The sequence below is a fragment of the Chitinophaga sp. Hz27 genome (assembly GCF_042263525.1).
Lineage (GTDB): Bacteria > Bacteroidota > Bacteroidia > Chitinophagales > Chitinophagaceae > Chitinophaga.
Genome location: NZ_JBHKFJ010000009.1, coordinates 304,089 through 330,430 on the forward strand (window position 1 = coordinate 304,089; position 26,342 = coordinate 330,430).

Genomic DNA, 26,342 nt, shown 5'->3' on the forward strand with positions numbered 1-26,342 from the left:
TATATTATTGTTTATGAATAAAATTGTTTAAAAATTTGTTTAAAGTTTGCTCCATTTTAATCGCAGACTATTTGCTACCACAGATACAGAACTCAGTGCCATGGCTGCTCCTGCGATCATTGGATTTAAAAGAAAACCATTTACAGGATATAATATGCCTGCGGCTAAAGGAATACCTATCAGGTTGTAGATGAATGCCCAGAAAAGGTTTTGACGTATAAGCTTCACCGTTTGCCTGGATAGTTTAATTGCTTTAGGTATCATCAACAGGTCTGAAGAGATGAGCGTCATGCGGGCCACGTCCATGGCAATGTCTGTACCTTTACCCATCGCGATGCTCACATCTGCCTGTGCCAGTGCGTGGCTATCGTTGATACCGTCGCCGGCCATCGCTACCACGTTACCTTGCTTTTGCAGTTTCTCTACAAAGGCCGCTTTATCGGCTGGCAGTACGTTTGCTTTGAAGTGCGTGATACCTGTTTTCTCAGCTACAATTTTTGCCGTCTGTTCATTATCACCGGTGAGCATGTAAACAGTTACACCCATGTTCTCCAGTTTTTTCACAGCGGCAGCGGAGGTTTCTTTAATCTGATCCGCGATAGCCACAGCAGCCAGTGCTTCTCTTTCATCCGCAAACCAAATAACGGTTGCTGCATCTGCTAGCCAGCGGTCAGACTGTGCTTCCAGCTGTGCGCCTACTTTTACACCAAGACTATTAATATAATTTCTGCTACCGGCGTAGTATTTTTTACCACTGTAGGTGGCTTCAACGCCTTTACCTGTAACGCTATTAAAGTGTTCCGGTTGTATGGTTTCATTTACGTTTAAGTATTTAACAACAGCTGATGCCAATGGATGTTCGGATTGTTGTTCGATGCTGTAAAGCAGTCTGGCAGCTCGTTCTGTGTCGATGCCTGCTTTCCATTGGATGCCAGTTACTGCTGGTTTGCCAGCGGTGATAGTACCAGTTTTATCGAGTACTACAGCGTTGATTTTGTGTGCTAATTCAAGGCTTTCTGCATCTTTAATAAGCATACCGTTCTCAGCTCCTTTTCCTACACCTACCATGATAGCGGTTGGTGTGGCAAGACCTAAAGCACATGGACAAGCAATGACAAGTACTGTTACCATGGCCAGCATACCTTGTGTGAAGCCATTGTCGCCACCGAAGATCAGCCACGCGATCAATGTTAGTATAGCCAATCCCGTTACAACGGGAACGAATATACCAGCGATTTTATCTACGAGCTTTTGTACCGGCGCTTTACTACCTTGTGCTTCCTGCACCATTTTGATGATCTGTGCCAGCATGGTATCACCGCCTACTTTCAGGGCTTTGAAACGTAATACACCTTTCTGATTAATAGTGCCAGCGAATACTTCCGCGCCGTTCTCTTTCAGTACTGGTAAAGGTTCTCCGGAGATCATGCTTTCATCTACATAAGAACTACCAGTGGTTACTGCACCATCTACAGGGATTTTTTCACCTGGTTTCACCAGTAATAAATCACCCACTTTTACTTGTGACAGCGGTACTTCTACCGTTTCACCATTGTCCTGGATGAGTTGTACTGTTTTAGGTTGCAGTCCTATTAATTTTTTAATGGCTGAAGAGGTATTTGATTTCGCTCTTTCTTCAAGGAGCCGGCCTAAGAGGATAAAGGTTATCACTACTGCGGCGGCCTCGAAGTATACGTGTGCGTGTAATCCGCGGCTGTGCCAGAATTCAGGGAAGAGAGTGTTGAAAACGCTGAAGATATAAGCGATACTGGTGCTCAGTGCTACCAGCGTGTCCATGTTAGCAGCTCTGTGTTTGGCCTGGCGCCAGGCATTCACATAAAACTGGCGGCCAAAGATCAATACTACTGGTGTAGCGAGTGCCCACATAATATAGTTAGCGTAAGGCATATTCATATATATCATGCCAATGATTACCAGTGGTACAGAGAATATGATAGACCAGATGGCTTTTTTACGCAGTGTTTCAAATTTATTGCGATGCAGATCTTCCAGGGCTGCAGTAGCTTCTTCGGATTCTTCTGTTACAAGGTCATAACCGATAGACTGTATAGCGGCTTTTAAGCCATCAGGGCCTACTACCCATGGTTGATATTCCACGGTGGCGCTGGAGTTGGCGAAGTTAACGCCTACATGCACTACGCCTGGTGTGGCGCTCAGCATAGATTCTGCGCTAACAGCGCAGGAGGCGCAGCTTAAGCCGGTGATAGGGAATGTCTTTTTTATGATTTGTTCCTGTGTTTCCATATGATTCAAATTGATAGATCAAAGGTCGGACACAACAGGTGCGGAATTGTTATACAATCATGGATATGATTTATATAATTATCAGCGGGGATTGGTATGCGGATCGTATTCCTCCTACGGCGCGAGGTTTGAAAAGCGAATGCAACAGCGGCCTTACGGCCGCTGTTGCATTCGCTGACGGCAATAAAAAATGCCCTCTCTGCAAAGCAGAGAGGGCATTTAAATATGATAAAGTGTACTACTTAATCGTCGAGTTTCAGCACTGCCAGGAATGCTTCCTGTGGTACTTCTACGTTACCGATCTGGCGCATACGTTTTTTACCTTCTTTCTGTTTCTCTAACAACTTACGTTTACGGGAGATGTCACCACCATAACATTTAGCAGTAACGTCTTTACGCATAGCAGAGATATTTTCACGCGCTACGATTTTCGCACCTACAGCAGCCTGGATGGCGATGAGGAATTGTTGACGAGGCAACAGTTCTTTCAGTTTTTCGCAGAGCTTACGACCGAAGTCCTGTGCACGGCTACGGTGAATCAGTGCGCTCAATGCATCTACTTTATCGCCATTCAGCAGGATATCCATTTTCACGATATCGCTTTCACGGAAACCAATTGGTGAATAGTCGAAAGAGGCGTAACCACGGGTCTGGCTTTTCAGTTTATCGTAGAAGTCAAACACGATCTCTGTCAGTGGTAATTCAAACATCAGCTCTACACGGGTGGTGGTCAGATAGCTCTGGTTGAGCAGGAGACCACGTTTACCCAAGCAGAGGGTCATGATATTACCGATATAATCAGGTTTGGTAATGATCTGCGCACGGATCCATGGTTCTTCAATGCGAGACATCCTAGTTGGGTCAGGCATTTCAGAAGGATTGTTTACAGTGATCTTTTTGTCTGTGTCCTTATGATCATAAGCAATAAAGCCTACGTTCGGAACAGTGGTGATTACTGTCTGGTTAAACTCGCGTTCCAGGCGCTCCTGGATAATTTCCATATGCAGCATTCCAAGGAATCCGCAACGGAAACCGAAGCCGAGGGCCTGGGAGGTTTCCAGTTCATAAGTCAGGGAAGCATCGTTGAGTTGGAGCTTATCCATACAATCACGCAGCTCTTCGAAATCTTCAGTTACAACAGGGTAAATACCGGCAAATACCATTGGTTTTACTTCCTGGAAACCTTTGATCCCTTCTTCGCATGGATTATTAGCCAGGGTGATGGTATCACCTACTTTTACTTCTTTGGCGTTTTTGATACCGGTGATGATGTAGCCTACGTCGCCACAGAACACTTCATTTCTCGGTTCAAGGCCCAATTTGAGGATACCTACTTCATCTGCCTCATATTCTTCACCAGTATTAACAAATTTGATTTTATCTCCTTTCTTGATACTACCGCTGTATATTCGGAAATAAGCGATAATACCGCGGAAAGAGTTAAATACAGAGTCAAAGATCAGTGCCTGGAGTGGAGCCTGAGGTTCGCCGGTTGGCGCCGGTATACGGCTAACGATTGCTTCGAGGATTTCCTCGATACCGATACCTGTTTTGCCAGAGGCCAGCAGGATATCTTCGTCTTTCACACCGATCAGCTCAATGATCTGGTCTTTTACTTCCTCGATCATAGCACCAGGCATATCAATTTTGTTGATTACCGGGATGATTTCGAGGTCATTTTCCAATGCCAGATAGAGATTGGAGATAGTTTGTGCCTGGATACCCTGTGCAGCATCTACGAGCAGTAATGCACCTTCGCAGGCGGCAAGTGCTCGGGATACTTCGTAGGAAAAGTCAACGTGGCCGGGGGTATCAATCAGGTTGAAAATATATTTTTCGCCGTTGTTGGCGGTATAATTCATTTGAATTGCATGGCTCTTGATGGTAATCCCTTTTTCACGTTCCAGGTCCATGTCGTCCAACACCTGCGCCTGCATGTCGCGATCAGAAATTGTTTTGGTGTGCTCCAACAAGCGGTCAGCCAGGGTACTCTTACCGTGGTCAATATGGGCAATAATACAAAAATTGCGAATATTCTTCATATGATAATTTACTGGTCCAATGGTGATCCTGACAGGGACCGGCCATTTCAGCCCGCAAAGGTATTAAAATTAGTTGGTTTATTTGGTGAATGTTTAATTTATCTGCACCTTAGTAAAACAACGATCATTTCTTCATTACAAAAAACAATTCTCCATGGAACTCACACAACAATTTGAGAATGCGGTAGCTGAAAGCAAAACCTTACCAGAGAAGCCTTCCAATGAAATTTTGCTGCAGTTGTATTCCCTTTTCAAACAGGCAACAGAAGGTGATGTCACTGGAGAAGGACCATCCAATCCTTTTGATTTTGTGGCTAAAGCAAAACATAATGCCTGGGAAGAACAGCAAGGAAAATCAAAGGAAGATGCCATGACAGAATACGTTGCCCTGGTGCAGCGATTAAAAGGATAATTGAGTTAATTTTGACGTATGATACCCACAAATACAATGACTGAAAGAACACAGCATTTCCTGGACCTGGAAGAACAGTATGGCGCACATAACTACCACCCGCTCCCAGTAGTATTGGAGCGTGGAGAAGGTGTTTTTTTGTGGGACGTAGACGGTAAAAGATATTACGATTTTTTATCGGGATACTCGGCTGTAAACCAGGGCCATTGTCATCCTGAAATTATCGCCACCCTGATACAACAGGCCAGCAAGCTTACATTAACCTCCCGTGCATTCCATAGCGATCTGCTGGGAGAATATGCTAAATATATCACCGCTTATTTTGGTTATGATAAGGTACTACCCATGAACACCGGTGTAGAAGCCGTGGAAACAGCGCTGAAGCTCTGTCGCCGCTGGGGATACCAGGTGAAAGGTATACCGGAAGATAAAGCCAAGATCATCGTTTGCAGCCATAATTTCCATGGCCGTACGCTGAATGTCATCTCCTTCAGCACCGACCCTGATGCACGTAAGAACTTCGGCCCTTACATGCCAGGCTATGAGGTGATTGCCTTCAATAACCTTACAGCACTAGAGCAGGCGTTACAAGACAAAAACGTAGCAGGCTTCCTGGTAGAACCCATTCAGGGAGAAGCTGGCGTAGTAGTACCAGATGAAGGTTATCTGGCCCAGGCCTACCAGTATTGTAAAGATGCCAACGTATTATTCATAGCTGATGAAATCCAGACCGGCCTTGCCCGCACCGGCAAAATGCTGGCCTGCGACCATGAAGGCGTACATCCAGATATCCTGATCCTCGGAAAAGCATTATCTGGCGGCACCCTACCTGTAAGTGCCGTACTCGCTGATGACGACATCATGCTAACCATCAAACCAGGTGAACATGGTTCTACCTATGGTGGTAACCCCCTCGCTTGTAAGGTAGCGATAAAGGCATTGGAGGTGTTAAAAACTGGTAAAATGGCCGAAAACGCTGCCGCTATGGGCGAGCTGTTAAGGAACGGATTATTGGGTTTACATTCACCCTATATCACTACTGTACGCGGAAAGGGCTTGCTGAATGCAATCGTTGTAAAACACAGCGATCCGGAAGCGGCCTGGGATCTCTGCCTGACACTGAAAGATAACGGACTGTTAGCCAAACCAACGCATGGCGATAAAATTCGTTTCGCTCCCCCATTAACAATTACGGCGGACCAGGTCAAAGACTGCGTAGACATCATTCAGCGCAGTATGGAGACAACCTTCCACCGCTAGTGCCATCATTATAAACTGTAAAAGAGATATTTCCCATGGCGAGCAGCCAAAAGGCCATCCGCAGCTCAGGATGGACCACTGATTTTTTAATAGGATTCCCAGACGGATTGTTTCTGCTCTTCTTCTCGACGCAGGTCATGCAGGGCTTTGCCATGGAAGTTCAAACCTTCTATAACACCCAATTAATCATCTGGATCGTTGGCGCGCTACTCGTCATGTTCAGCGTATTCAGTGCTAATCGTGGGGATACGCAGCATGATACTCCTCTGCTTACACCAGAAGAAAAATCCAAATTGGAAAATCTGGATATCCACGCCAGCACTATAGCACATATAGCCGATGAAATGAAGAAAGATGCGGACCTCTGGGAACGCACGCTGGAAGCGGAAAATGTTAAGGAAACTACGTTTAGTCGTGGCCGTGCTATCAGAAGCGCTTTCTTTACCGGCTTCTTTTTCCTGGGTGGCGGTGCATTATCTTTTGGGCCATATTTAGCAAATGAAAATTTCAGTGCGGCTGTACAAACAAGTATGATGCTGGTTTTCCTGGGATTAACTTTTTATAGCTTCTTCAAAGCCAAGCTAACAGCACAGCGCCCATTGCCATTAGTAATTCGCTACTGGCTGATGGGCGCTGGTATATTAGTGGGAGCCTGGATACTCCACAAAGTATGGTAATTTAACTATTGCTGCTTGTCGACACGTGTAACCAGCACACTCACAAACGCGATCAGGGCTGCTACCACAGAAACGTAAAGGGCAGCCTTGGAATCCGGACAAACCCCAATCTCACATCTGGAGAAAATCATCACATTACGGAATGTCCATGCCAGCATAAACCCACAAAAGAATAGATTTACACGCATGGTCCATTTACGCCTGATAGCGAAAAAAATAATGGCACCAACTGCAAGGAAAATATTCAGCTTTCCAGGTTCACCATAATTCGATCCTACCGTGTTTACACCAGTAAACACCATATGCTTCAGATGCGAATCATTGATCTCCGACCATGGCAAAAATGCACATATAATCACTACTACTGATGCTATAAGCCCTACAATCCTGGTTTTAGACATATCTGTTATTTTTGGGTTGCGAAGGTAATCAATAAATAGCATTGTTACCTCCGCCCCTGTTAAAACGCTAACTAACGAACCTTACTAATTATTTTGCGCCAGGCTCACAATGAGATTTTAAATATTGTGTGTACAATGTGCTCAAATGAGAAGTAGTGCCCTCGCCCTCCGAAATGCTGTGGGTACGGTTAGGATAAGACATAAACTGAAACTGCTTGTTGTATTTGATCAATTGATTCAACATCATCTCTGCATTCTGATAATGTACGTTATCATCTCCTGTACCATGTATCATCAGCAGACTTCCTTCCATATCTTTCGCATAAGAAATAGGTGAGCCTTTCTTGTATGGCTCCATATCTTCCTGTGGTAAACCAGTATATCTTTCCTGATAGATATTATCGTAGGTCAGCAGATTGGTCACTGGTGCAATGGAAATACCTGTCTTAAATACGCCTGGGAATTGACACAGCAGGTTCAATGTCATGGTGCCTCCACCACTCCATCCCCATACAGCTGTACGGTTAGGGTCAATAAACGAATATTTCTGCATCATTGCTTTTGCTGCCAGGGCCTGATCTCTGGTATCTATCACACCAATATTTTTGTAAATGCTTTTACGCCATTCACGGCCTTTAGGCAGCGGAGTACCACGGTTATCGAAAGATACATAGATGTATCCATCATCACCCATATTGCCCTGATACAGCCTATTGCGGCCTGCATAGCCATTATCCAGGGTAGTAGCGGTTGCTGGGCCTCCGTAAACATAAAACACCATCGGATACTTTTTGGTAGCATCAAAATTTGCAGGCTTTACCATCCAACCATCCAGTGTAATACCATCAGCTGTAGTAACCTGAATGTATTCGAGATTATTATTTGTTTTGGCAACACCAGCCATTTGCTTTTTCATGTCAGCATCCGTTTCCTGCGGGTTTGCCAGGTTTACAAACTGGCCGATGGTGCGGGTTTGTTTGCTGGACGACAGGGAATGAAATCCGCGCAAGCTATATGGAGAAATTTCATAGCTGTGAAAACCTTCTTCATCAGCAGGGCTAACACGGGTAGCATTGCTGCCAGTTAATGATGAGCTGTAAAGGTACTGCTGTAAAGGGTTTTCAGGAGAAGCCATATAATAGATCTTACCAGCTTTCTCATCTACCTTTATCAATTTAATGACATCACTTTTACCAGGAGTCAGTAAGGTACTTGTACCATCCGTCATGGAAACCTTGTATACGTGGCGCCATCCATCCTGTTCACTGAGCCACAGGAAAGACTTGCCATCAGCGAGGAAGTCCCAGCCCATGATACCCGCATCGTCCCAGGCAGACTTCACATCTATCCAGGCGTTATCTTTTTCGCTATACACCGTACGTGCATTACCGTTAGCCGCATTGCAGATCATGATTTTACTTTCCTGCTGACGGCGGTTCAGTTGCTGAATAATAAGTTCCTGTTTACCAGGCACCCATTCCATTCGAGGGATGTAGTGTTCGCGGGCATCTCCCGGAACCTGCATCCAGGTTGTTTTAGCAGTCTGTATATCCACTACGCCCACTTTACATGGAGAAGGGCTTTGTCCTGCTTTAGGATATTCTACCGGCACTGTAAAAGAATAAATAGAATCGGTGTTATCGATCATGAGAAAGTCACGGATTTTCGTTGCGTCTATCTGCCAGTAAGCGATATGTCTACTATCATCGCTCCAGCGGAACCCATCCCTGCAATCGAATTCTTCTTCATAAACCCAATCGAAGGTACCGTTGATCATTCGGCGGGAGCCATTGGTGGTCAGCGGTTTGATGGCACCAGTAACCAGGTCTTCTACATAAAGATTATGTTCACTTACATAGGCTACCTTTTTACCGTCAGGGGAAAATTTGGCGAACATGAGAGAAGAGGCAGGGCGGCCTTTACCCAGCTGACGGAGTTTTCCGGTGCTGATATCCGCAACATAATAATCACCACGGGTTTCATAACGCCATACTTTTTTTGAATTGGTGTAGAGCAATGCTTTGCTTTCGTCCGCAGAGAAAGAAAAATCTTTCAGGTCAAGCGGAGCTGTTTGTCCGGCGGGCGTGAGCAAGGAACCTGGCACTTTAACGGTGGCAGATTGAGCGCGGTCAAAAGGGACAAAGAGGATGTCCTTTTCCTGGAAATCATAGTATCCAAGGCCATTCTTACTCCAAACAGGATGCTGGCCGGGTTGGGCCCATAAGCACTGGCTAGCTGCCAACAGCAGCATTAAAAACAGGATGAGTTTCTTCATAAAAATAAATAAGCTGCAATGGTAAGGAAAAAAATATAAGAAAATGAACAAAGGGAGGATGGTACTGTTATTGAGTTGCAACGACCTGGTAAGGTAAAATATTTTTCATCCTTTTTCCGTTAATGTGGATAAAAAAGTATGCGTAATAAAAAAATATTCATGTCTTTTTATCTATTTTTATGCAAGAAATAACAATTAGTTAATGAGAATCAGGTGGTTAAGAAATCTAAATCTCGAACTACTATTCTGAAAATTTTATCCTGTAGAAAAACCATAAATTTTTATGATACAAGTTGCTCTATCTTATAAGAACCGCGAATTCGTACAATTAGAAGATACCTTTCTGGCACAGATTGCTGAAAACACCAAAAAGCTCCTGTATGCACTGTTAGAAGATATCTATGACCTGCTGGCTTTAGAAAAAGGCCGTTTCCTGATCAACCTGGACAATCACCCTAAAATTGAAGTAGAAGGATTCACTCCTGATTTGCAAAATCAAATTGAGCGTACCCTGCGTGGCGAGTACGACTATGATTACTGATTTGCAGTAAAAGCAGCTTATAGCTGTATTGCCGGACGGTAATGTATTCCTATCTTTGCAGCCCAAAATTAATTTTTTAGCGGAATGCAGCTCAACTACATCCAGGTATTAGAGTTACTGGGAACATTTGCTTTTGCCATTTCCGGGGCAACGGCAGCAATTAACAAATCATACGACGTAATAGGACTCCTTACGCTGGCTTTTGTGACAGCCATCGGTGGAGGAACCATCAGAGACCTTCTTATCGGGGCCACGCCAGTTGCCTGGATGAGAGACGGATTAACTAACACAGCGATCATCATTGCCGCCGTTATTGCCGCCCTCTTTTTTTCCTATGTGAGAAAACTACATCAATGGATTACCTTCTTTGATGCCATCGGATTAGCCTTATTCACTGTAACAGGGATCAATAAAGGGCTGGCAGCGGGACTCCCCCTGCCTATTTGCGTTGCACTGGGCACCATCACCGGTACTTTCGGTGGATTGCTTCGTGATGTGATTTCAGGAGAACAACCCATACTTTTCACCAGGGAGGTTTATGCCGTAGCCTCTATTGCTGGTGGTGTAGTATACGTTTCCAATGCCTACTTTCATTTCAACCCTGATATTATTCAGAGTGTAGTCGTTGCCGTTATAGTTTTAACACGATTGGTCAGTTTACATTACAACTGGCAGCTGCCTCGTTTAAAAGGAAAATAATATCTGCCATCATTCTATAATTTTTTTATATTGCTGGTATGAGGGAAATATTCGATAATTATTTTGCTTTTGCTACAACTGTTTTCATGGGCTTACTTGCCATTGTAAATCCCATCTCCTCCATTCCAGTTTTTCTGGAGCTGACATCCAACATGGATAAGCCAGCCAGAAAGAATATTGCCACAAAGTCGGTGCTCATTGCCTTCTGTATTATCTGTGTCTTTTCTGTTGCAGGTAAGCTGATCTTCCATGTATTCGGTATTACACTCGCCGCACTACGTGTAACAGGTGGTATTCTCGTATTCGTTATAGGATATGAAATGGTGAGAGGTAAAGACGAAGATAAAAATGCCAATCCCAAACTGGGCGACCAACCAGTTAAAGCGGACAAAGGTATCAGCGCGGCCATTACACCATTGGCAATGCCACTGCTGGCAGGTCCGGGTACTATCACCACTTCCATGAGTTATTCCGCTGCAAAAGATGTTTATCACCTTGGTATTGTAATCGCAGTTTATGGACTGATATGTTACATTACTTATCTGCTGTTTATCGCGGGCGACAGGATCGTAAAAATTATCGGTTCTAACGTAATGATGGTGATAACCAAAATGATGGGGCTGATATTAGCCGTGATAGGAGTACAAATGCTGGCGCTGGGCGCAATGGAACTCTTCAAGCTCTAAATATTTCTTTTAAACAATTAGAACAATTTAGAATTTTTCTGTGTTAAATACACATAAATAAGGCTGGTATAATACATGTAAGAATTCGGCCCCTACCCGATCCTAGCATGTTCGCCTTTTTTCAAGACATAGCTGGTAGCAATGTTAATGATAGTTTAAAATACTGTAAAAAAACATTCCTGACATTTATTGTACACAATAAAACGGATCGTCATCTTAGTATGATGTCTGTAAACTTTTTTTTCGATTAACAACAGGTAAAATCCGTTATTGATTACTAGGTGGATGTTATCGTTCCCTTTTTTCAATAGGAACATTAAAATCAATATAGACGGAACAGTTAGCAGAAAAGCCGCCCCGATTCTTCGGGGCGGCCGGTTTTTATACATAATCCTGGCAGCTATTCAATAGCGCTACCTTCTTTAATATCATCCGTTGCATTGGTGATAATACGATCGCCGGCAATCAAACTACCAAAGACTTCTGTTGAATCATTGTGATGATTTCCTTCTTGCACATCTATCCATTTTGTATGATGATCTTTTATCGCAATCACATATTTTCTTTCTGTAGACATTACCACAGCGCTGGCTGGTACTACCATCGCCTGTGCGGATCCACTAACAGGAATACTCACTTCTGCATACATACCAGACTTCAAAATATGTTTTGGATTTTCAACATCTATCTCCACTGCTTCTGATCTGAATTTATCGTTTAGCGTACCAGCTTCTCTACTGATAACTCCTGTAAAGTTGCTACCTGGTAATGCGTTGATATTAAAATTCACCTTTGCTCCATCTGCAAGCTGGGCACTCAGAATTTCGGGCACCTGTAATACCAGCCTTAACTTATCTTCCTGTTCCAGCATTAGCATCGGCTTATCATCCACTTTAGTGGTAGGCCCAACCAGTGCGCCCGGATGGATATTACGTTCTGTTATTACGCCATCAAATGGTGCGGTTACCGTAAGATAACTTTTCATCACTCCTACAGCTGCAAGGTTAGAACGCTCACTGTTCATCAATGCGCTATCAGCCATCATCTTAGCTTTTGACAGTTCCAGATCATGCGCCGCAATAGTTCCAGGCGTTTCGCTGGTTGCCAGCATACGCTCATAGTTGTCTTTGCTGGCCGCAAATAATGCAGCTGCCTGCAAGTATTTGGACTGTGCAGCTAGATATTGCTGCATAATCTCAGGCGCTTCCAGTTCCAGCAACAGCTGGCCTTTCCTCACTTTACTTCCTCTATCTACCGTTATTGTTTTTACAAAACCATTTACCCGGGGAAAAATGCTCACCTTTTCAAAAGCCTGTAATACACCAGGGAGTTGCATATTGGAGGACAAAGGTTCCTTCACCACCGTTGCCATTGCATATTTAGGTTGATGATGTACAGCAGCTTTTTTCTGTTCCGCACCATGGCAGGCGGCGAGTCCAGCGGCTAACGCGACGAAAGCCAGGTAATGTTTTTTCGATTTATATGTTTGCATGATGTGTTGTTAATTGTTGATGATGAGAAGAAGTTTTTTCAGATGGCATTAGTGAAGGTGATTGATATCCTTGTTTACGCTGTGTACGTGCATAGACCAGTGGCAAAACGAGTAATGCCGCCATAGTAGATGCGACCAGGCCACCAATAACCGCACGCCCCAGCGGAGCGGTCTGATCGCCTGCTTCACCTAGTCCGGAAGCCATTGGAATCATACCTGCAATCATTGCAAGACTGGTCATCAATATTGGACGTAGTCTTACGCCTGCACTAGTGATGCCCGCCCTGAAAGAATCTCTGTAATCTATTCTTAACTTCTCTGCATTTGTTACAATGAGGATAGCGTTGGCAACGGATACACCGGTAGACATGATCATACCCATATAAGATTGTAAATTGAGCGTTGCACCGGTTATTAATAAGGCGATCAACGCACCAGCTATTACCGCTGGCACGGTCGACAAGACCACAAAAGATAGTCGGAACGACTGATAGTTAGCCGCCAGCAAAAGGAAGATTACTATTACTGCAATGGCAAGGCCATTCTGTAAACTGTCCAGCGTTTCCACCAGCAAGCTGGATGCGCCTTTTACTTCCGTTACAAGACCCTTTGGTGGCGTTCCGGCATCATGTACCGCTTTCTTCACGGCTTCTGTAGCCGTTCCTAAATCTACACCGCTGATGTTTGCACTAACGGTTACGAACCTACGTGGACCAGCACGGTCATATTCTCCCGGCATTTCACCAGTGGTAAAAGTGGCTACATCTGCCAGCACTGGCCTTGGCTGGCCTTTTACCAATGGTATCTCTTTCAGGTCATTGATAGCGGTCATGTCATATTCCGGAATCTGCACCTGAACCTGGTAGGTATACGCCACCTTTTCATCCAGCCATTGGTTTTTCTCTGAGAAACGACTGGAAGAGGTGGACGCAGTAACAGAGCGGGCCACCTGACTGATATCCAGACCCATCTGCGCTAATTTGAATCGATCGATGTTGATATTAATAACTGGGAAATGTAGCGGCTGTGCAATCTGAACATCCCTCAAATAAGGAACCTGTTTCATATTGGCGACCACCTTATCTGCGAAGGTGGAGATCTCTTTCATGTCCTTACCGGCTACACGAATTTCTATTGGATTGGATGCGCCCTGACTCATAATCTTCTCTGTCAGGTCAATCGGTTCAAAGGAGAGTTTCATTTCCGGGAAGGCCGCATTCAGCTTACTACGCAGCGTATCCTTGAAAGCATCCATATTTACTTTATAGTCCTCGTCCAGGTTTACCTGTAACACAGCTTCGTGTGTACCACTATTGAAAATATACAGGTTACTGGCACCATAGCTACTAGGAATAAGTCCAACATACGCAGAGCTGATCGCCACATGGCCTTCAGCAGTACTGTCAATCATATCCAGCACCTGGTGTACACGTGCTTCCGTTCTTTCCAATCGGGTGCCATCCGGCTCTCTCAGCCGAAGTTGAAACTGTCCACCATTTATATGCGGCATCAAATCCTTTCCTATCCACATGTAGCAACCAGCGGCTATCAGTATAGATCCAATAGCATAGGCCGTTACGATTAGTTTTGACTTAGGCACCGCTTTTTCCAGCACATTGATAAATGCCATTTTAAATTTCTCAAATCCGGTCAGTTTAACGCCTGGTTTTTCTTCATGTTGTAAATGATTATTGATCTCTGCTATCTCTTCTTCGTCAAGGGCCAGGCCCGCGTGGGCATGTTGGAATTTCTCTGCTTTCAGCCACCAGTTTGCGATTACGGGCACCAGTGTCTGTGCAGCAAAGAAGGACGCGATCATAGCAAAACCAATGCTGAGCGCCAGTGGCAAAAACATTGCTTTTGGAACGCCCGTCATAATAAAGGAGGGCGCAAATACAGCGAGTATACAGAGCAATATCAGGATGAGTGGAAAAGAAATCTCTTCACAGGCATCATAAATAGCCCTGCGCTTCGATTTGCCCATCTCCAAATGTTGGTGAATATTTTCTATTGTCACTGTGGCCTGATCTACCAGGATACCAATGGCCAGTGCGAGCCCGCTCAGGGTCATGATATTTACCGTCTGGCCGCTTAGATGCAGGAACATCACGGCAGTGAGTACCGCAATGGGAATGGTGACAACTACCACCAGGCAGCTCCTCAGGTCTCTCAGAAACAGTAACACCATCAAGCCTGTTAGCAACGCTCCCAGGACACCTTCTGTCATCAGGCTTTTCACGGCGTTGATCACAAACACAGATTGGTCAAATTCGTAACTGAGTTTTACGTCGTCGGGGAGCAGACTTTGCATCTCCGGCATTTTTGATTTTAGTGTTTTCACAACGTCCCAGGTAGAAGCATCAGCTGTTTTTACGACCGGAATATACACGGAGCGTTTACCGTTTACCAGTGCATAATCTACGGTAACATCGGAACCATCTACCACTCTTGCTACATCTTTAATGAAAATATTAGCGTTGCCATTGCTGGTAATAGGAATATCACCAAAGGCCGCCACCTTATCTTCCAGGGAATTTACTGTAGTCACGAACATGGTGTTATTGATACGGATATTACCCGAGGGCGTCATGACGTTATTTTTCGCGATGGCCTCTACAACCTGGTCTGGCGAGAGGTTAAAGCTGCGCAGCTTTTCCGGGTCTACGTTTACCAGGATGGACCTGGAGTTGGCGCCAAACGGTGGCGGTGCAGATAACCCCGGCACTGTTGCAAACATAGGCCTGATACGTGTTGCAGCCAGATCAGCGATTTCTTTGAGAGATTTCGTAGGGCTGCTTAGTACTAACTCTCCCACCGGCAGAGACGATGCATCAAAGCGAACTACCTGAGGAGGCAAGGCTCCCGGCGGGAAGAATTTCAATGCCCTGCTTACCTGTAATGCTACCTGGGCGGAGGCTTCCGCCATGTCAGTACTTTCGTAGAAAGTTAGCTTCAGCAGTGTAAGCCCCTGGATGTTTTTACTGGTAATGTTTTTAATACCGTTAATGTAGAGGAACTGGTCTTGCAAGCCAGTGGCAAAAAAACCCTCCATCTGCTTGGGCGACATCCCGCCATATGGCTCTATCACATAGATAGTGGGCAGATTGAGTTTGGGAAATATATCTATTGGAATTTTGAATATGGACAACACGGAAAACAGCAGCACACCGATAGTAATTACTACTACCGCGATCGGCTTTTTCAGTGCAGAGGATACTAACGACATGTTCTTCTGTTTTTAGATCTGCAAAAAAAATCAATGATGACTAGTTCAGTTCAGGCAATAACTGTTGAATACTATTACCTGCATAAGCGGCTCTGAACAAGGCTTTCCAGGCAGTATCCCTGGCTTGCACGAGGTCTGTTTCTGCCCTGTTTAAGAGGAATAGTGCGTTAGTGACTTCAATGATGTTGGTCAGCCCTGCTTTATATAAAGCAGTCTTCTGTGTGGCGGCGGCCCTGGCAGCATTGAGTTGAGAAGGTATTTCCTCCAGGCGTTGTTCTGAAATCATCATATCAGATTGCGCCTGTTCCAACGCCTGCTGTAGCCTGGTACGTGCTGTTTCCATTTCCGCCTGGGCGGCTTCCGCTTTGTATTGCTGAACGGCCACACGTTCGCGGGTATGTTTTATATCTGTAAGATTATATGTTATACCTAATCCAAGGAGATAGTTGGACCTGCTATAACCCATGCCGCTCCAAAGATTTTTATTGAAGTAATCGTTGTATTCACCACTGGATCCACGCATCCAGCCAGCGGCCATGAGACTCACTTTGGGCAGATTGCTTTTCTTTGTAATCTGTTCATTAGCCAGCTGATTGAGATATTGCGCGTTGTAGTATTGCAACAGCGGATGACTACCCAGACTATCTGCCATCTGTTGTTTTGCTGGCAGGTATTCATTGAGCAGCGATAGCAGCTTCTCTTCGTTCACTGTATCAGGTATTACACTGGCAGTGTCCATGCCGGTGAAGTTGGCGATTTCAATACGTACACGGTTATACTGACTATTGACGTCTATCAGGTTCAATCTTGCTCTGGAGAGTTCTGCCGCAGCGATCGCGCTATCAACGCCAGGTTTTAATCCATGCTTAACGATGGCATTAACGGCGCGTTGTATTTCGGCTGTTCTGCTGATGTTGTCCTGTTGAATTCTGCGTAGTTCTTTGAGCCGGAGTAATTCCAGGTAGTCCTGTATAACAGCCGCTGTAAGTTGATTAGCTTCATTAGCCATATCAGCGGTGTTGACACGAAGTGCAGATGTAGCGGCATCTTTCTGGGTGCGGTAAGCGCCGAAATTATAGATTTCCCATTGCATTTCTGCCATGGCTATATTGCCGCTCATGGCCTGGCTGGTATTCTCTTCACGGATACCACCAGAGGTGGATGGGATCATTCCCAATGTGAAATAAGAACCATATATACTATTATCAGTACCCAGGTCCAGTTGCTCATGCAATTTGAGGTTTGGGTACCAGTTGTGTTTGACGTCTGTCAGGTTTGCTTGTCCTGCCTTCACTGTAGCAGCCTTAGCCTTTAGTGTGGGATAGTGGGCAAGCGTCCGGTCTATAGCTGTATGCAGCGAGAATGAATCCGCTGACTGTTGCGCAAGGAGTTCACCTGTGGTTGCTAATAAGCATAGCAATGCCACACAGTAGATCCTCACGTTCATAAATATCTTCATAAATCGTGATAAAAACTGAGAAATAAGAATACTGGGATAGGGGAAATCAGGCTACAGGCGGGCCTCTCCAGCTTCTTAGCGGGGGATGTACACTGAGGTAACGATTATGGAGAAATCCTCTGCAGGGTTTCTCTACATAAATAAATCTGTCTTTAAGATTGATAACGGAAACAACACAGGCATGATGAATACAATCATTTAATCCTACCGGACGACGTTTATGATGTTCCTGGGTTGTTTTGATCAGGTACTGATCGGGGGGCGCAACTACAAAACGGTTCTGAAGGTTGGTGGTAGTAGTATACCTCGCTGCATGATGATACAGCGTTACCGAACCACTTTCTCTCGTAATGGGTATTAAGAAAGCGGTAAGGATAAAAAGTAATACTAGCCTGGCAACAACCTTCACTGTTTGGTTAATTTCGTGCTACTAATTTATTGATAATTAGCGGGAGACACTAAACCGTTTGTAATATTTAAGGGAATTTTAATGGCCTGTTGTTATTAGTAAAGTGTAACCAGACACAAGGCAGCCATATGTTTGATGGCATTTGAAAAGCGTTGATCTGCTACAGACAGGCAGGTAAATGCCTGGAATTCATCCAGTGCTGTGCCCACTGCAACGATTTTCAATTCCGCTTCTTCCAGTTGCATGTTTACATAATCCAATGCAGCCTGTGCAAAATCTTCTGCTGCTACTATATCTTCATAATCTTCTTCAGAAGGTACATCTAACACAATACCGGCCAGCTGTATAGGCTCCAGTTCATTCAATGCATAAATACCGGTATCGGTGAGGTCCGACCATTCGAATTCGGCCAGGTTGCCATTATTCTGCAATGCAACTGCCAGCTCCTCCCAGATAACACCTGGATCAGGCTTTACGAATTCTGATAGCTCATCAATTGCCAGAATAGCCTGATCTTCTTCAAAAATTTCATAGAACAACTGGGATAACGCCTGACGTGCATTGCCGCTTCCTTGCAACTTTTCTTTGGCACGGATGTTTTTCAGCAAATCATTCCAGCGACTTTGCAGTTCTGCTGTATCTATGTCCGTCATGGGATCAGCAACCAGCGGGCTATCCTCATTGGCAGGGTTCTCCAGTGCAAATTTATTTACTTCCAAATCCGGCCCATCGAAGTAGACCTGATAAGTAGCACAGTTCACAAAGGCAGTCCCGATAATAACCTTATCCGGGAAGATCTCATGGGTAACATTTTCCCTGCTATCGAGTACAGAACTACCGTTAATCTTTCCATACGTGGAGGTAAGCCAGTCAAAATCTTGTTTTAATATATCTACAGGCATGTTTTCGCTTTATGATGCCACAAAAGTAGTTAAATTAGAGGAGCAGCAATAGGATTAACTTAAACACTTTAAATATGAAAAAACGTAAACTCGGACAATCGGAACTGGAAGTTGCTCCATTAGCATTTGGCGGCAATGTATTTGGATGGTCAGCAGATGAAAAAACATCTTTTAAACTGCTGGATGAATTTATTGCACAGGGATTTAATCTGGTTGATACTGCGGACGTATACTCGCGCTGGGTGCCTGGCAACAGTGGCGGCGAGTCCGAAGCTATCATAGGCAAGTGGATGAAAGATCGAGGCAATCGTGATAAGGTGATCGTTGCAACCAAAGTAGGCGCTGATTTTGGAGAAGGGATCAACGTGAGCAAAAAATATATACTGAAGCATGTAGAAGATTCACTGAAGCGACTGCAATCAGATTACATAGATCTCTACCAAACGCACTACGATAATGAATCCACACCTGTGGAGGAAACACTGGAAGCCTATGCACTGCTGGTCAAGGAAGGGAAAGTTCGTACCATAGGTGCATCTAATATGACTGCGGCACGACTGCTGGCAAGTTTACGTGCCAGCGAACAACATGGATATCCAAGATACGAAACGTTTCAGCCTGAATATAATTTATATGATAGGGAGAAATACGAACAACAATATGCAGACATCTGCGTTAAAGCAAATATCGCTGTGATCAATTATTATTCTCTTGCAAGTGGTTTCCTCAGCGGAAAGTACAGAAATGAAGGGGATGTAAGCAAGAGCAGTGCCCGCGGCAAAAAAGCCCTATCCTACCTGAATCCGCGTGGCCTGAAGATACTGGATGCCTTGGATACAGTATCCAAAAAACATACAACCACACCATCTGCTATATCATTGGCCTGGCTGCTGACAAGGCCTGCCATCGCTGCGCCGATTGCCAGTGCCACCAATATAGAACAGCTGCATGAACTGACCAATGGTGTACAGCTGCAGTTAGATAAGGAAGATATTGACCTGCTAAATAGAGCAAGCGCATATTAAGATCTTATGCTCATCAAAAAATGAATGCCGCTCAGCAATTTGCTGGCGGCATTCTTCATTTATACAGTTGTTGTATCAGAGTCTGAATTTGATGCCTGCGTTTACACCCAGGCCACCAATGTTGATATATGATTTCAGGTCATTGGCAGGCGCATTGTCGTTTTTATAGTGAACAACAGTACCTGTTTGTCCGATAGGTGTATTGGAGTTCTGGTCAAGGGTAGTTACATAGTCCGTATTTCTTTCCGCATTGCTCAGGTCACCGAGGCCTCTGCTGCTAACTTGTGTGATAACAGCGCCGGTGCTTGCATTAACAGCAGTATTGACTTCGCTGTATTTGGTGACTTCTTTGGATTTGCTTTTTACCGGAACGTTTCTGTATTCTGCCTCTACGAAAATATCGAAGCGGGAAGAAACGTTGAAGGATACACCGAGTGCGCCCTGCATACCAATAGTAATGCTAGGCTTAATTTCTTCCTTACGATGTACCTCTGTCTGGATAAGGGTACCCGGAGGTAAAGGTGCTCCAGCGGGAGGGCTGGACAACTGGAATGCATCTGTTTCAATATACAGTCGGCCCCAGAGTGGTACTACCACTCCAAAACGCACATAAGGATTTATTTTCTCCAGGCCCGGACTAAATACAACACTAGGTGCAAAGTCAACAGCATTCACATAACCATGCGAATCAATGCTGCCCATCACCTTATTGGTGCTCACCATGGTACTCAGGTTACGGGTCATGAGGTTTTTAGCGCTGTGGAAATAATTGAATGTTGCTTCCACGGCGATATACTTATTAATATTATAACCAACGGAAAGTCCACCACGAACGCCCTGACCATAAGAACCTGTCAACACTTTTCTGCTAAGTGTATCCAGTGGATTTGCATTTGCCGGGTTATACTGCGTATGCAGATCCTGTGGAGGATATGGGCCAACATTGGGAAACTGACCAGGTGTAATACTAAAAAAATAACCTCCTGCAGCTTTGAGATACCATTTGGAATGTGGAGGTCTGGAAGATTTGGAGTCCTGCGCGTGTACGGCACTTGATACAGCCAATGACAATGCCAGGGCTGATAACAGGATAGGTCGTTTCATAAACAGTGGTTTTGGTGATTCGTAACTTGCTGTTGCTTGATTAACAACATACTGGAAGTTAAGGAAATGTTAGCACATAACAATCAAAGAAGTGCAACCGTTGAAATAAATTATTTCAACAGTTGCACTTCCTCGCACCAATATGGCGACCAGCTATTATATATTAAAAGGCTTCTGCCAGAGAGAGATAAAACCCTTGCTGGCGGGCTTCTCCAGGACGCTTCTCTCCTACGCCATAGTCTATACGAACTGTGAGCCTGGAGTTTTCGTCGTAGAAATATCTGATGCCACCACCATAGTTAGGTTTGAAACCATCGAAGTGGAAGTCTCTGTTAGTAAATACAGTTCCTGTTCCGGCAAAAGCAGCCAGTGCAAACTTAGGATGTAAGTCTACAAACCATACCTTAATCCTAATCTTAGGATCTATCAGGTAACGATATTCCGTCTGGAGTGCTAAGTAATTCTGATTCCTGTAACGTCCCTGATAATAGCCACGCATCAGGTTATCATTCCCCATTTCGGGTAACAGATAAAACGGTAGCTGACTTCCCTGCAAGGAACTAAAATAAGCATTGAAGCCCAGCGTACTCTTACGGGATAATGCCAGGAAATGCGTGCCTTGCGCTTCTATTTTCACCAGTTGTTCTGAACTCAGGAAAGATGGCGCAAAAGCGGTATTTAATTTCAGCCAGGTTCCTTTACGTGTATAGTTCTGGTTATCGCGCGTATCATAGATACCGGTCAAACCAATGAAGGTGACATGCCCGCCGGTTTTGCCTACCAATGGCATGGTATTGTAAATACCTTTGTTGTCTTCACTGCTATAGCTATCGTTTTGGAAAGAGGCAGTAGCGCCTACATAGAAATGATTACCTACTTTTCTTTCTGCTTCTGCCTGGAATCTATAGCGTACATTGTTCAGCAGAGATTTATCAGCTGCATGGGTGGTATCGCCAATGCCATAAAAATACAGTGGGAAGTTCTGATAACGCATGCTACCCTTGAAATGCCACATGTTATCACGTGTCCAGATATCTGCTTTCAGATCAACTTTATACTGATTTTTTGTGGTAATAGCCGGGATCAGATAGAGTGTAGAGTTGCGGGTGCTGGCGCTTGGGTTCTTTTTATCTGCATAAAAAGAGTATAGCATGGCTGCACCTATTTCCAGACCTTTCTCCTGTGAATATCCCAGTACTGGCAATGGAAAAAAACTACGTTTACGCAATACCGTATCTGACTGACCAAACAGTGGTTCTTCATGTTTATATACCGAATCCTGCTGTCCCTTGGCGCTCATCCCTATTATTGTAAGCAACGCCGCAGCATATAGTTTCCTTAGCATAGTTTGCAAATGTAGTTGAATTTGATATTCAACTCATTATCAATGAATTTTTAATCCGCTTACAATCTTGCTGGTGTATGGTTCTTTTTAAAAGAAATAGCAGCGAGCACAATACTTGGTACCAGTAATACCGCTCCTGCCAGAAAAGGCGCACCAGGAAAATAAATTGGTGCAGATGCTTTGGTAAACCAGGTAAAGATACTGTTCATCATCAGTGGCCCCACGATCATGGTAAGACTCACCAGTCCTGTCATGGCGCCCTGTAATTCACCTTGTGCATTTGGCGGAACAGCACTACTCATAATACCCTGCAGGCTTGGTCCGCAAATACCACCAAGGCAATACGGTATCAGATATACGAACATTTCCCAGCCAGTGGAAGCAAATGCAAACAGCCCTAAACCTAAAGTGTAAAGCACCAAGCCTAAGATCACTGACTTCTTTTGTCCAAGCCAGGGAATAACGATGCGGATAAGGCCACCCTGCACTAAAGCTACGAGCAGACCTACAAACATTAGTGAATAACCTACCCACTTTTCTGTCCAATGGAATTTTTCCATCGTAAAGAATGACCAGGTGGATTGCACCGCGAAGTTGGCCAGGTAAATCAGTACCAGCGAAAAAATCAGTCCGGAAATTACCGGGTAATTACGCAATTGTTTCAATGCGCCGAAAGGGTTTGCCCTTTTCAGGTCGAATGGACGTCTGTTTTCCATTGCCAAGGATTCCGGCAACACAAAAAATCCATAGAGCAGGTTTAATAGCGTCAGGCCAGCGGCTGCGAGGAATGGAACTCTTGGCCCCCATTGGCTCATTACACCACCTAATCCTGGTCCGATAATAAATCCAAGTCCGAAAGCTACGCCTATCATACCAAAGTTCTGCGCACGTTTTTCAGGTGTGCTGATATCGGCAATATATGCGGCGCCAGTACTCATACTTGCACCAGTGACGCCCGCAATAATACGGCCTACAAACAGTAAAGCAATATTAGGCGCCCAGGCCAGGAACAGATAATCTAAACAAAAAGCGGCCAGGCAAGACAATAAAACAGGTCTTCTGCCATAAGCATCGCTCAGGCCACCAATAACAGGGGCCATAAAAAATTGGGTAATAGCATAGGCAAATGTTAACCAGCCGGAATACCACGATGCCCCACTCAGTCCCTCACCTGTGAGCGACTCGATAAGTTTAGGCATTACCGGTATAATAATACCGAAACCGATTACATCGATTAATAGGGTAACAAAGATGAAGCCCAGCGCTGCAGATTTCTTGACAGCCATGTTAAAGGAAATTTTCTTGTTAATACAAATGGAGTTGAATACCAGTATTTCAGGGCCGCAAAAATACCCAAATTAAGAGAGATTTCTATATCAATTTTTGAATCATCATGCATTATGATTATTTTTATCATAATTATGTGGACAGGCCCCAAGACCGTTCCACGGAAAATGCCAACAATAATAACGTCATATGCTGCCCGCCAATCCTTTGAAAAAATGTTTACTCATCCCCCTGTACATGCTATTGCTGTCGCCGGTCAGTAAGGCGCAACCAGCGCCGCAAGACAGCTTTGAAATTGAACTGTTTCATCATACAGCAAAGGATTCTGAACGGGTAGACATTCTTAATAAGGCCTCCAGGGCATACTTCACAAAAGATGCACAAGTAGCAGAAAAATATGCCAATGAGGCACTGGGACTCAGTTCACAGCTTCATTATATGAATGGAAGGATCTGGGCCCAGCGGAATCTCGCATTGGTAGAAAATACCAGGGGCCACCTGGACAAACAAATGCAGCTGACACTCAGCTCCCTGAAACTGGCAGAAAGCATTAACGACCAGCACACCCTGAGCATTCTGTATAATGATATGGGCAATATCTTCACCGAACAAAACAGTCCAAGAGATGCACTGCCCTACCTTCTCAAGTCTCTACAAATAAAAAAGAACCTGCACGAACTGTCTGAAATCAGCAAAACCCTCAATAACATTGGATCTGCCTACCTTGCACTACATGTACTCGACTCCTCCCTGCTATACCTGCACGAAGCTGAAGCACTGAAACTTTCTCAGAACGACAGAAGAGGCCTGGCATATACGTATGAAAATCTGGGACTGGTTGCCATGTTGCAATACCGCCTGGAAGACGCGTTACATTATCATCAGCTGTCGGCAGAGTGCTACCGGGAAGCTGATAACCAGCTGGGAATGGTGAAGTCCAGTCTCAACCTGGCGGAAGTACAAACATTTATGGGTGATCTTGCCAATGCAGAAAAGAACCTGCAACATGCGCATGCTATCAATGGCGTACTCAAAAACGTCAAAAATGAAATGATCTATTACAAGATCAGGTATGAGCTAGATAGCGCCCGCAACGATTACCGCGCTGCACTGAATAACTATAAAGCCTATACGGAGCGAAATCTGGAGTTCTTCAATCTCGAAAAATCAAGGCTTATCTCCCGTAGTCAGGAAAAATATGAGGCAGAGAAAAAACAAAAGGAAAACATCTTACTAAAAAAAGAACAGCAGATACATCTGGCAACCATACAACAGCAGCGTATCCTGGTAATCTCCGCCACCATACTGTTTATAGCATTGCTTGCTATTACGTTTATGCTGTATCGTATGTTTAAAAAACAAAAGCAGCTCACCAGAGAACTCAATAGCAAAAACCAGGAAGTTTCTCTGCAAAATCATATCATACTCGAACAAAATACAACGCTGGAAAGTCTGAACCAGGTGAAAGATAAAATCTTCTCTGTTATTTCGCATGACTTGCGTTCTCCGTTGGCTATCCTGGAAGGTTTGCTTTTTCTCCTGCGCGATGAAAGGATTACCCAGGAGCAGTTTAAATTTTACGCAGATGAGTTATGGAGAGATGTAAAAAACACCTCCTATATGATGGACAATATGCTGCAGTGGGCCAGCAATCAGATGAAAGGCATCGGTGTTAAAGCAGATGATTTTGATATTTTATTGCTGCTCAACCAGGAGTTCGAGTTGTTGCAGACATTGGCGAAACAGAAAGAGGTTTCCCTGCAACATGAGCTCAGCGGCTCTTTGACGGTATATGCAGACCCGGAGATGATACGCATGGTATTGCGTAACCTGATCAGTAACGCAATTAAATTCACACAAGGTGGCGGGAAGATAAATGTGAGTGCAAGGATTGACCGGACATTTGCAGAAATTATTGTAAGGGATAACGGCACAGGCATTCCATTAGAAAACCAACATCGTATTTTTTCTAATATTTATTACAGCACTACTGGTACCAGAAATGAGAAAGGCTGCGGGCTAGGGCTGCATCTCTCCAAAGATTTCGTAGAACGCAACAGAGGCCGTATCTGGTTCCATAGCACACCAGGAAGTGGCAGCAGCTTCTCTTTTACCGTTCCCCTATCCGATGAGGCCGACACTAACCCGCGCGGCTATACGGTAATTATTCAGGACCAGGGCAGCAATGGTATGACCGTAGTGAAGTAAATTCGCTTACAGCGGGAACGCAGTACTATACTTAATCTCTGTCATTACAAAGGAACTGTGCACATTGGCGATATTCTCGATAGCAGCCAATTTGGTAGTAATAAACAGCTGATAACTTTTCATATCATCTACCACTATCTTCAATAAATAATCATAGTTCCCTGCCACGTGGTAGCATTCCATGACCTCTTCATGTTTATGGATAGCAGCTTCAAATTTCCGCAGCAAGGGCAATGAATGCAGCTGCAGCGAAACGTTGCAGTAGGCCACCATCGACTTCCCCAGCTTTTCGCCATCTAGTAATGCCACATTTTTTTTAATGATCCCCAGCTTCTCAATTTTCTTTAGGCGCTCATAAGTGGGTGTTACTGATAAGCCAATTTTATGCGCGATCTCTTTTGTATTCAACCGGGCATCCTGTTGCAGCACTTGTAATATCCGACGATCTGTTTTATCCAGTGATTCCATAATATTAAAGCCTTTTTATGTAGTTAGATTTATCTGTTTTAGATCAAAAAGGAGATCCAAAGCAGCATTATTAAACTATTTTCATGTCTAAATTAGTGTATATTTTCTTAATTAATTGTATTTACAGATACATTCAACCATATATTCATAGCTTCGCAG

At 44.4% G+C, this 26,342-nt stretch carries 21 protein-coding genes; 8 read left to right on the forward strand and 13 right to left on the reverse strand.

The window, feature by feature from the left end; all coding sequences use genetic code 11:
- Window positions 1-39: 39 nt before the first annotated feature.
- A complete protein-coding gene (locus tag ACE38W_RS22470; protein WP_375835004.1) occupies window positions 40-2,265 on the reverse strand; it encodes a heavy metal translocating P-type ATPase in 2,226 nt (741 codons plus the stop codon).
- Window positions 2,266-2,507: 242 nt separating this feature from the next.
- Window positions 2,508-4,307, reverse strand: a complete 1,800-nt coding sequence (gene lepA / locus ACE38W_RS22475) for a translation elongation factor 4 (protein WP_375835006.1) — start codon at window positions 4,305-4,307, stop codon at window positions 2,508-2,510.
- A gap of 154 nt (window positions 4,308-4,461) precedes the next feature.
- On the opposite strand from lepA, the gene ACE38W_RS22480 reads away from it, so the two are divergent.
- Genes ACE38W_RS22480 through ACE38W_RS22490 form a run of 3 tightly spaced genes read left to right on the forward strand, consistent with a single transcriptional unit; the run spans window position 4,462 to window position 6,656 of the window.
- Complete coding sequence (locus ACE38W_RS22480) at window positions 4,462-4,719, forward strand: acyl-CoA-binding protein (RefSeq protein ID WP_375835008.1); 258 nt, start codon at window positions 4,462-4,464, stop codon at window positions 4,717-4,719.
- 18 nt (window positions 4,720-4,737) lie between these two features.
- A complete protein-coding gene (rocD, locus tag ACE38W_RS22485) occupies window positions 4,738-5,979 on the forward strand; it encodes an ornithine--oxo-acid transaminase (protein WP_375835011.1) in 1,242 nt (413 codons plus the stop codon).
- A gap of 35 nt (window positions 5,980-6,014) precedes the next feature.
- Window positions 6,015-6,656, forward strand: a complete 642-nt coding sequence (locus ACE38W_RS22490) for a VIT1/CCC1 transporter family protein (RefSeq protein WP_375835013.1) — start codon at window positions 6,015-6,017, stop codon at window positions 6,654-6,656.
- A gap of 5 nt (window positions 6,657-6,661) precedes the next feature.
- Here ACE38W_RS22490 and ACE38W_RS22495 read toward each other — a convergent pair whose 3' ends face one another.
- The gene (locus tag ACE38W_RS22495) at window positions 6,662-7,057 is read right to left on the reverse strand and encodes a hypothetical protein (protein WP_375835016.1); all 396 of its coding nucleotides are present in this window, start codon (window positions 7,055-7,057) and stop codon (window positions 6,662-6,664) included.
- An 88-nt stretch (window positions 7,058-7,145) separates the two neighbouring features.
- Window positions 7,146-9,332, reverse strand: a complete 2,187-nt coding sequence (locus tag ACE38W_RS22500) for a S9 family peptidase (protein ID WP_375835018.1) — start codon at window positions 9,330-9,332, stop codon at window positions 7,146-7,148.
- 283 nt (window positions 9,333-9,615) lie between these two features.
- On the opposite strand from ACE38W_RS22500, the gene ACE38W_RS22505 reads away from it, so the two are divergent.
- The 3 genes from ACE38W_RS22505 to ACE38W_RS22515 all read left to right on the forward strand — a co-directional run bounded on the left by ACE38W_RS22505 (window position 9,616) and on the right by ACE38W_RS22515 (window position 11,258).
- Window positions 9,616-9,873 (forward strand): hypothetical protein, encoded by a 258-nt coding sequence (locus ACE38W_RS22505; RefSeq protein ID WP_375835020.1) that lies wholly within the window; start codon window positions 9,616-9,618, stop codon window positions 9,871-9,873.
- 84 nt (window positions 9,874-9,957) lie between these two features.
- The gene (locus ACE38W_RS22510) at window positions 9,958-10,572 is read left to right on the forward strand and encodes a trimeric intracellular cation channel family protein (protein WP_375835023.1); all 615 of its coding nucleotides are present in this window, start codon (window positions 9,958-9,960) and stop codon (window positions 10,570-10,572) included.
- Window positions 10,573-10,610: 38 nt separating this feature from the next.
- Window positions 10,611-11,258, forward strand: a complete 648-nt coding sequence (locus ACE38W_RS22515) for a MarC family protein (protein WP_375835026.1) — start codon at window positions 10,611-10,613, stop codon at window positions 11,256-11,258.
- Window positions 11,259-11,658: 400 nt separating this feature from the next.
- Here ACE38W_RS22515 and ACE38W_RS22520 read toward each other — a convergent pair whose 3' ends face one another.
- From ACE38W_RS22520 to ACE38W_RS22540, 5 genes are all read right to left on the reverse strand, one after another.
- Entirely contained in the window at window positions 11,659-12,750 is a 1,092-nt protein-coding gene (locus tag ACE38W_RS22520) for an efflux RND transporter periplasmic adaptor subunit (protein WP_375835029.1), read from the reverse strand.
- On the reverse strand, window positions 12,737-15,976 hold the full coding sequence (locus ACE38W_RS22525) for an efflux RND transporter permease subunit (protein ID WP_375835032.1): 3,240 nt from the start codon (window positions 15,974-15,976) through the stop codon (window positions 12,737-12,739). The genes ACE38W_RS22520 and ACE38W_RS22525 overlap by 14 nt, the downstream gene beginning before the upstream one ends.
- A gap of 40 nt (window positions 15,977-16,016) precedes the next feature.
- Window positions 16,017-17,435 (reverse strand): TolC family protein, encoded by a 1,419-nt coding sequence (locus ACE38W_RS22530; protein ID WP_375835034.1) that lies wholly within the window; start codon window positions 17,433-17,435, stop codon window positions 16,017-16,019.
- Between the two features lie 46 nt (window positions 17,436-17,481).
- The gene (locus ACE38W_RS22535; protein ID WP_375835037.1) at window positions 17,482-17,844 is read right to left on the reverse strand and encodes a hypothetical protein; all 363 of its coding nucleotides are present in this window, start codon (window positions 17,842-17,844) and stop codon (window positions 17,482-17,484) included.
- A gap of 95 nt (window positions 17,845-17,939) precedes the next feature.
- Window positions 17,940-18,746, reverse strand: coding sequence for a hypothetical protein (locus ACE38W_RS22540; RefSeq protein ID WP_375835039.1), 807 nt, complete (start codon window positions 18,744-18,746; stop codon window positions 17,940-17,942).
- A gap of 74 nt (window positions 18,747-18,820) precedes the next feature.
- Between ACE38W_RS22540 and ACE38W_RS22545 the strand changes: the two genes are divergently transcribed.
- Complete coding sequence (locus ACE38W_RS22545) at window positions 18,821-19,771, forward strand: aldo/keto reductase (RefSeq protein WP_375835042.1); 951 nt, start codon at window positions 18,821-18,823, stop codon at window positions 19,769-19,771.
- Between the two features lie 75 nt (window positions 19,772-19,846).
- Here ACE38W_RS22545 and ACE38W_RS22550 read toward each other — a convergent pair whose 3' ends face one another.
- From ACE38W_RS22550 to ACE38W_RS22560, 3 genes are all read right to left on the reverse strand, one after another.
- Window positions 19,847-20,875, reverse strand: coding sequence for an outer membrane beta-barrel protein (locus tag ACE38W_RS22550; RefSeq protein WP_375835045.1), 1,029 nt, complete (start codon window positions 20,873-20,875; stop codon window positions 19,847-19,849).
- Between the two features lie 163 nt (window positions 20,876-21,038).
- Window positions 21,039-22,220: a hypothetical protein gene (locus tag ACE38W_RS22555; protein WP_375835048.1), complete on the reverse strand. Its 1,182-nt coding sequence runs from the start codon at window positions 22,218-22,220 to the stop codon at window positions 21,039-21,041.
- A gap of 59 nt (window positions 22,221-22,279) precedes the next feature.
- A complete protein-coding gene (locus ACE38W_RS22560; RefSeq protein WP_375835050.1) occupies window positions 22,280-23,506 on the reverse strand; it encodes a TCR/Tet family MFS transporter in 1,227 nt (408 codons plus the stop codon).
- A 190-nt stretch (window positions 23,507-23,696) separates the two neighbouring features.
- Here ACE38W_RS22560 and ACE38W_RS22565 point away from each other — a divergent pair, with 190 nt between their 5' ends.
- The gene (locus ACE38W_RS22565) at window positions 23,697-25,715 is read left to right on the forward strand and encodes an ATP-binding protein (RefSeq protein WP_375835053.1); all 2,019 of its coding nucleotides are present in this window, start codon (window positions 23,697-23,699) and stop codon (window positions 25,713-25,715) included.
- A gap of 6 nt (window positions 25,716-25,721) precedes the next feature.
- Here the strand turns inward: ACE38W_RS22565 and ACE38W_RS22570 are convergent, their stop codons facing one another.
- Complete coding sequence (locus ACE38W_RS22570; RefSeq protein ID WP_375835055.1) at window positions 25,722-26,183, reverse strand: Lrp/AsnC family transcriptional regulator; 462 nt, start codon at window positions 26,181-26,183, stop codon at window positions 25,722-25,724.
- Window positions 26,184-26,342: the final 159 nt, after the last annotated feature.

Excerpts from the sequence above, each read along its gene's own strand:
- ACE38W_RS22500 (WP_375835018.1), bottom strand. The coding sequence starts at position 9,332 with ATGAAGAAACTCATCCTGTTTTTAATGCTGCTGTTGGCAGCTAGCCAG.
- ACE38W_RS22555 (WP_375835048.1), bottom strand. The coding sequence starts at position 22,220 with ATGCTAAGGAAACTATATGCTGCGGCGTTGCTTACAATAATAGGGATG.
- ACE38W_RS22550 (WP_375835045.1), bottom strand. The coding sequence starts at position 20,875 with ATGAAACGACCTATCCTGTTATCAGCCCTGGCATTGTCATTGGCTGTA.
- ACE38W_RS22480 (WP_375835008.1), top strand. The coding sequence starts at position 4,462 with ATGGAACTCACACAACAATTTGAGAATGCGGTAGCTGAAAGCAAAACC.
- lepA (WP_375835006.1), bottom strand. The coding sequence starts at position 4,307 with ATGAAGAATATTCGCAATTTTTGTATTATTGCCCATATTGACCACGGT.
- ACE38W_RS22520 (WP_375835029.1), bottom strand. The coding sequence starts at position 12,750 with ATGCAAACATATAAATCGAAAAAACATTACCTGGCTTTCGTCGCGTTA.
- ACE38W_RS22505 (WP_375835020.1), top strand. The coding sequence starts at position 9,616 with ATGATACAAGTTGCTCTATCTTATAAGAACCGCGAATTCGTACAATTA.
- ACE38W_RS22565 (WP_375835053.1), top strand. The coding sequence starts at position 23,697 with ATGCTGCCCGCCAATCCTTTGAAAAAATGTTTACTCATCCCCCTGTAC.
- ACE38W_RS22540 (WP_375835039.1), bottom strand. The coding sequence starts at position 18,746 with ATGCCTGTAGATATATTAAAACAAGATTTTGACTGGCTTACCTCCACG.
- ACE38W_RS22510 (WP_375835023.1), top strand. The coding sequence starts at position 9,958 with ATGCAGCTCAACTACATCCAGGTATTAGAGTTACTGGGAACATTTGCT.
- ACE38W_RS22495 (WP_375835016.1), bottom strand. The coding sequence starts at position 7,057 with ATGTCTAAAACCAGGATTGTAGGGCTTATAGCATCAGTAGTAGTGATT.
- ACE38W_RS22470 (WP_375835004.1), bottom strand. The coding sequence starts at position 2,265 with ATGGAAACACAGGAACAAATCATAAAAAAGACATTCCCTATCACCGGC.
- ACE38W_RS22515 (WP_375835026.1), top strand. The coding sequence starts at position 10,611 with ATGAGGGAAATATTCGATAATTATTTTGCTTTTGCTACAACTGTTTTC.
- ACE38W_RS22490 (WP_375835013.1), top strand. The coding sequence starts at position 6,015 with ATGGCGAGCAGCCAAAAGGCCATCCGCAGCTCAGGATGGACCACTGAT.
- ACE38W_RS22525 (WP_375835032.1), bottom strand. The coding sequence starts at position 15,976 with ATGTCGTTAGTATCCTCTGCACTGAAAAAGCCGATCGCGGTAGTAGTA.
- rocD (WP_375835011.1), top strand. The coding sequence starts at position 4,738 with ATGATACCCACAAATACAATGACTGAAAGAACACAGCATTTCCTGGAC.
- ACE38W_RS22570 (WP_375835055.1), bottom strand. The coding sequence starts at position 26,183 with ATGGAATCACTGGATAAAACAGATCGTCGGATATTACAAGTGCTGCAA.
- ACE38W_RS22545 (WP_375835042.1), top strand. The coding sequence starts at position 18,821 with ATGAAAAAACGTAAACTCGGACAATCGGAACTGGAAGTTGCTCCATTA.
- ACE38W_RS22560 (WP_375835050.1), bottom strand. The coding sequence starts at position 23,506 with ATGGCTGTCAAGAAATCTGCAGCGCTGGGCTTCATCTTTGTTACCCTA.
- ACE38W_RS22530 (WP_375835034.1), bottom strand. The coding sequence starts at position 17,435 with ATGAAGATATTTATGAACGTGAGGATCTACTGTGTGGCATTGCTATGC.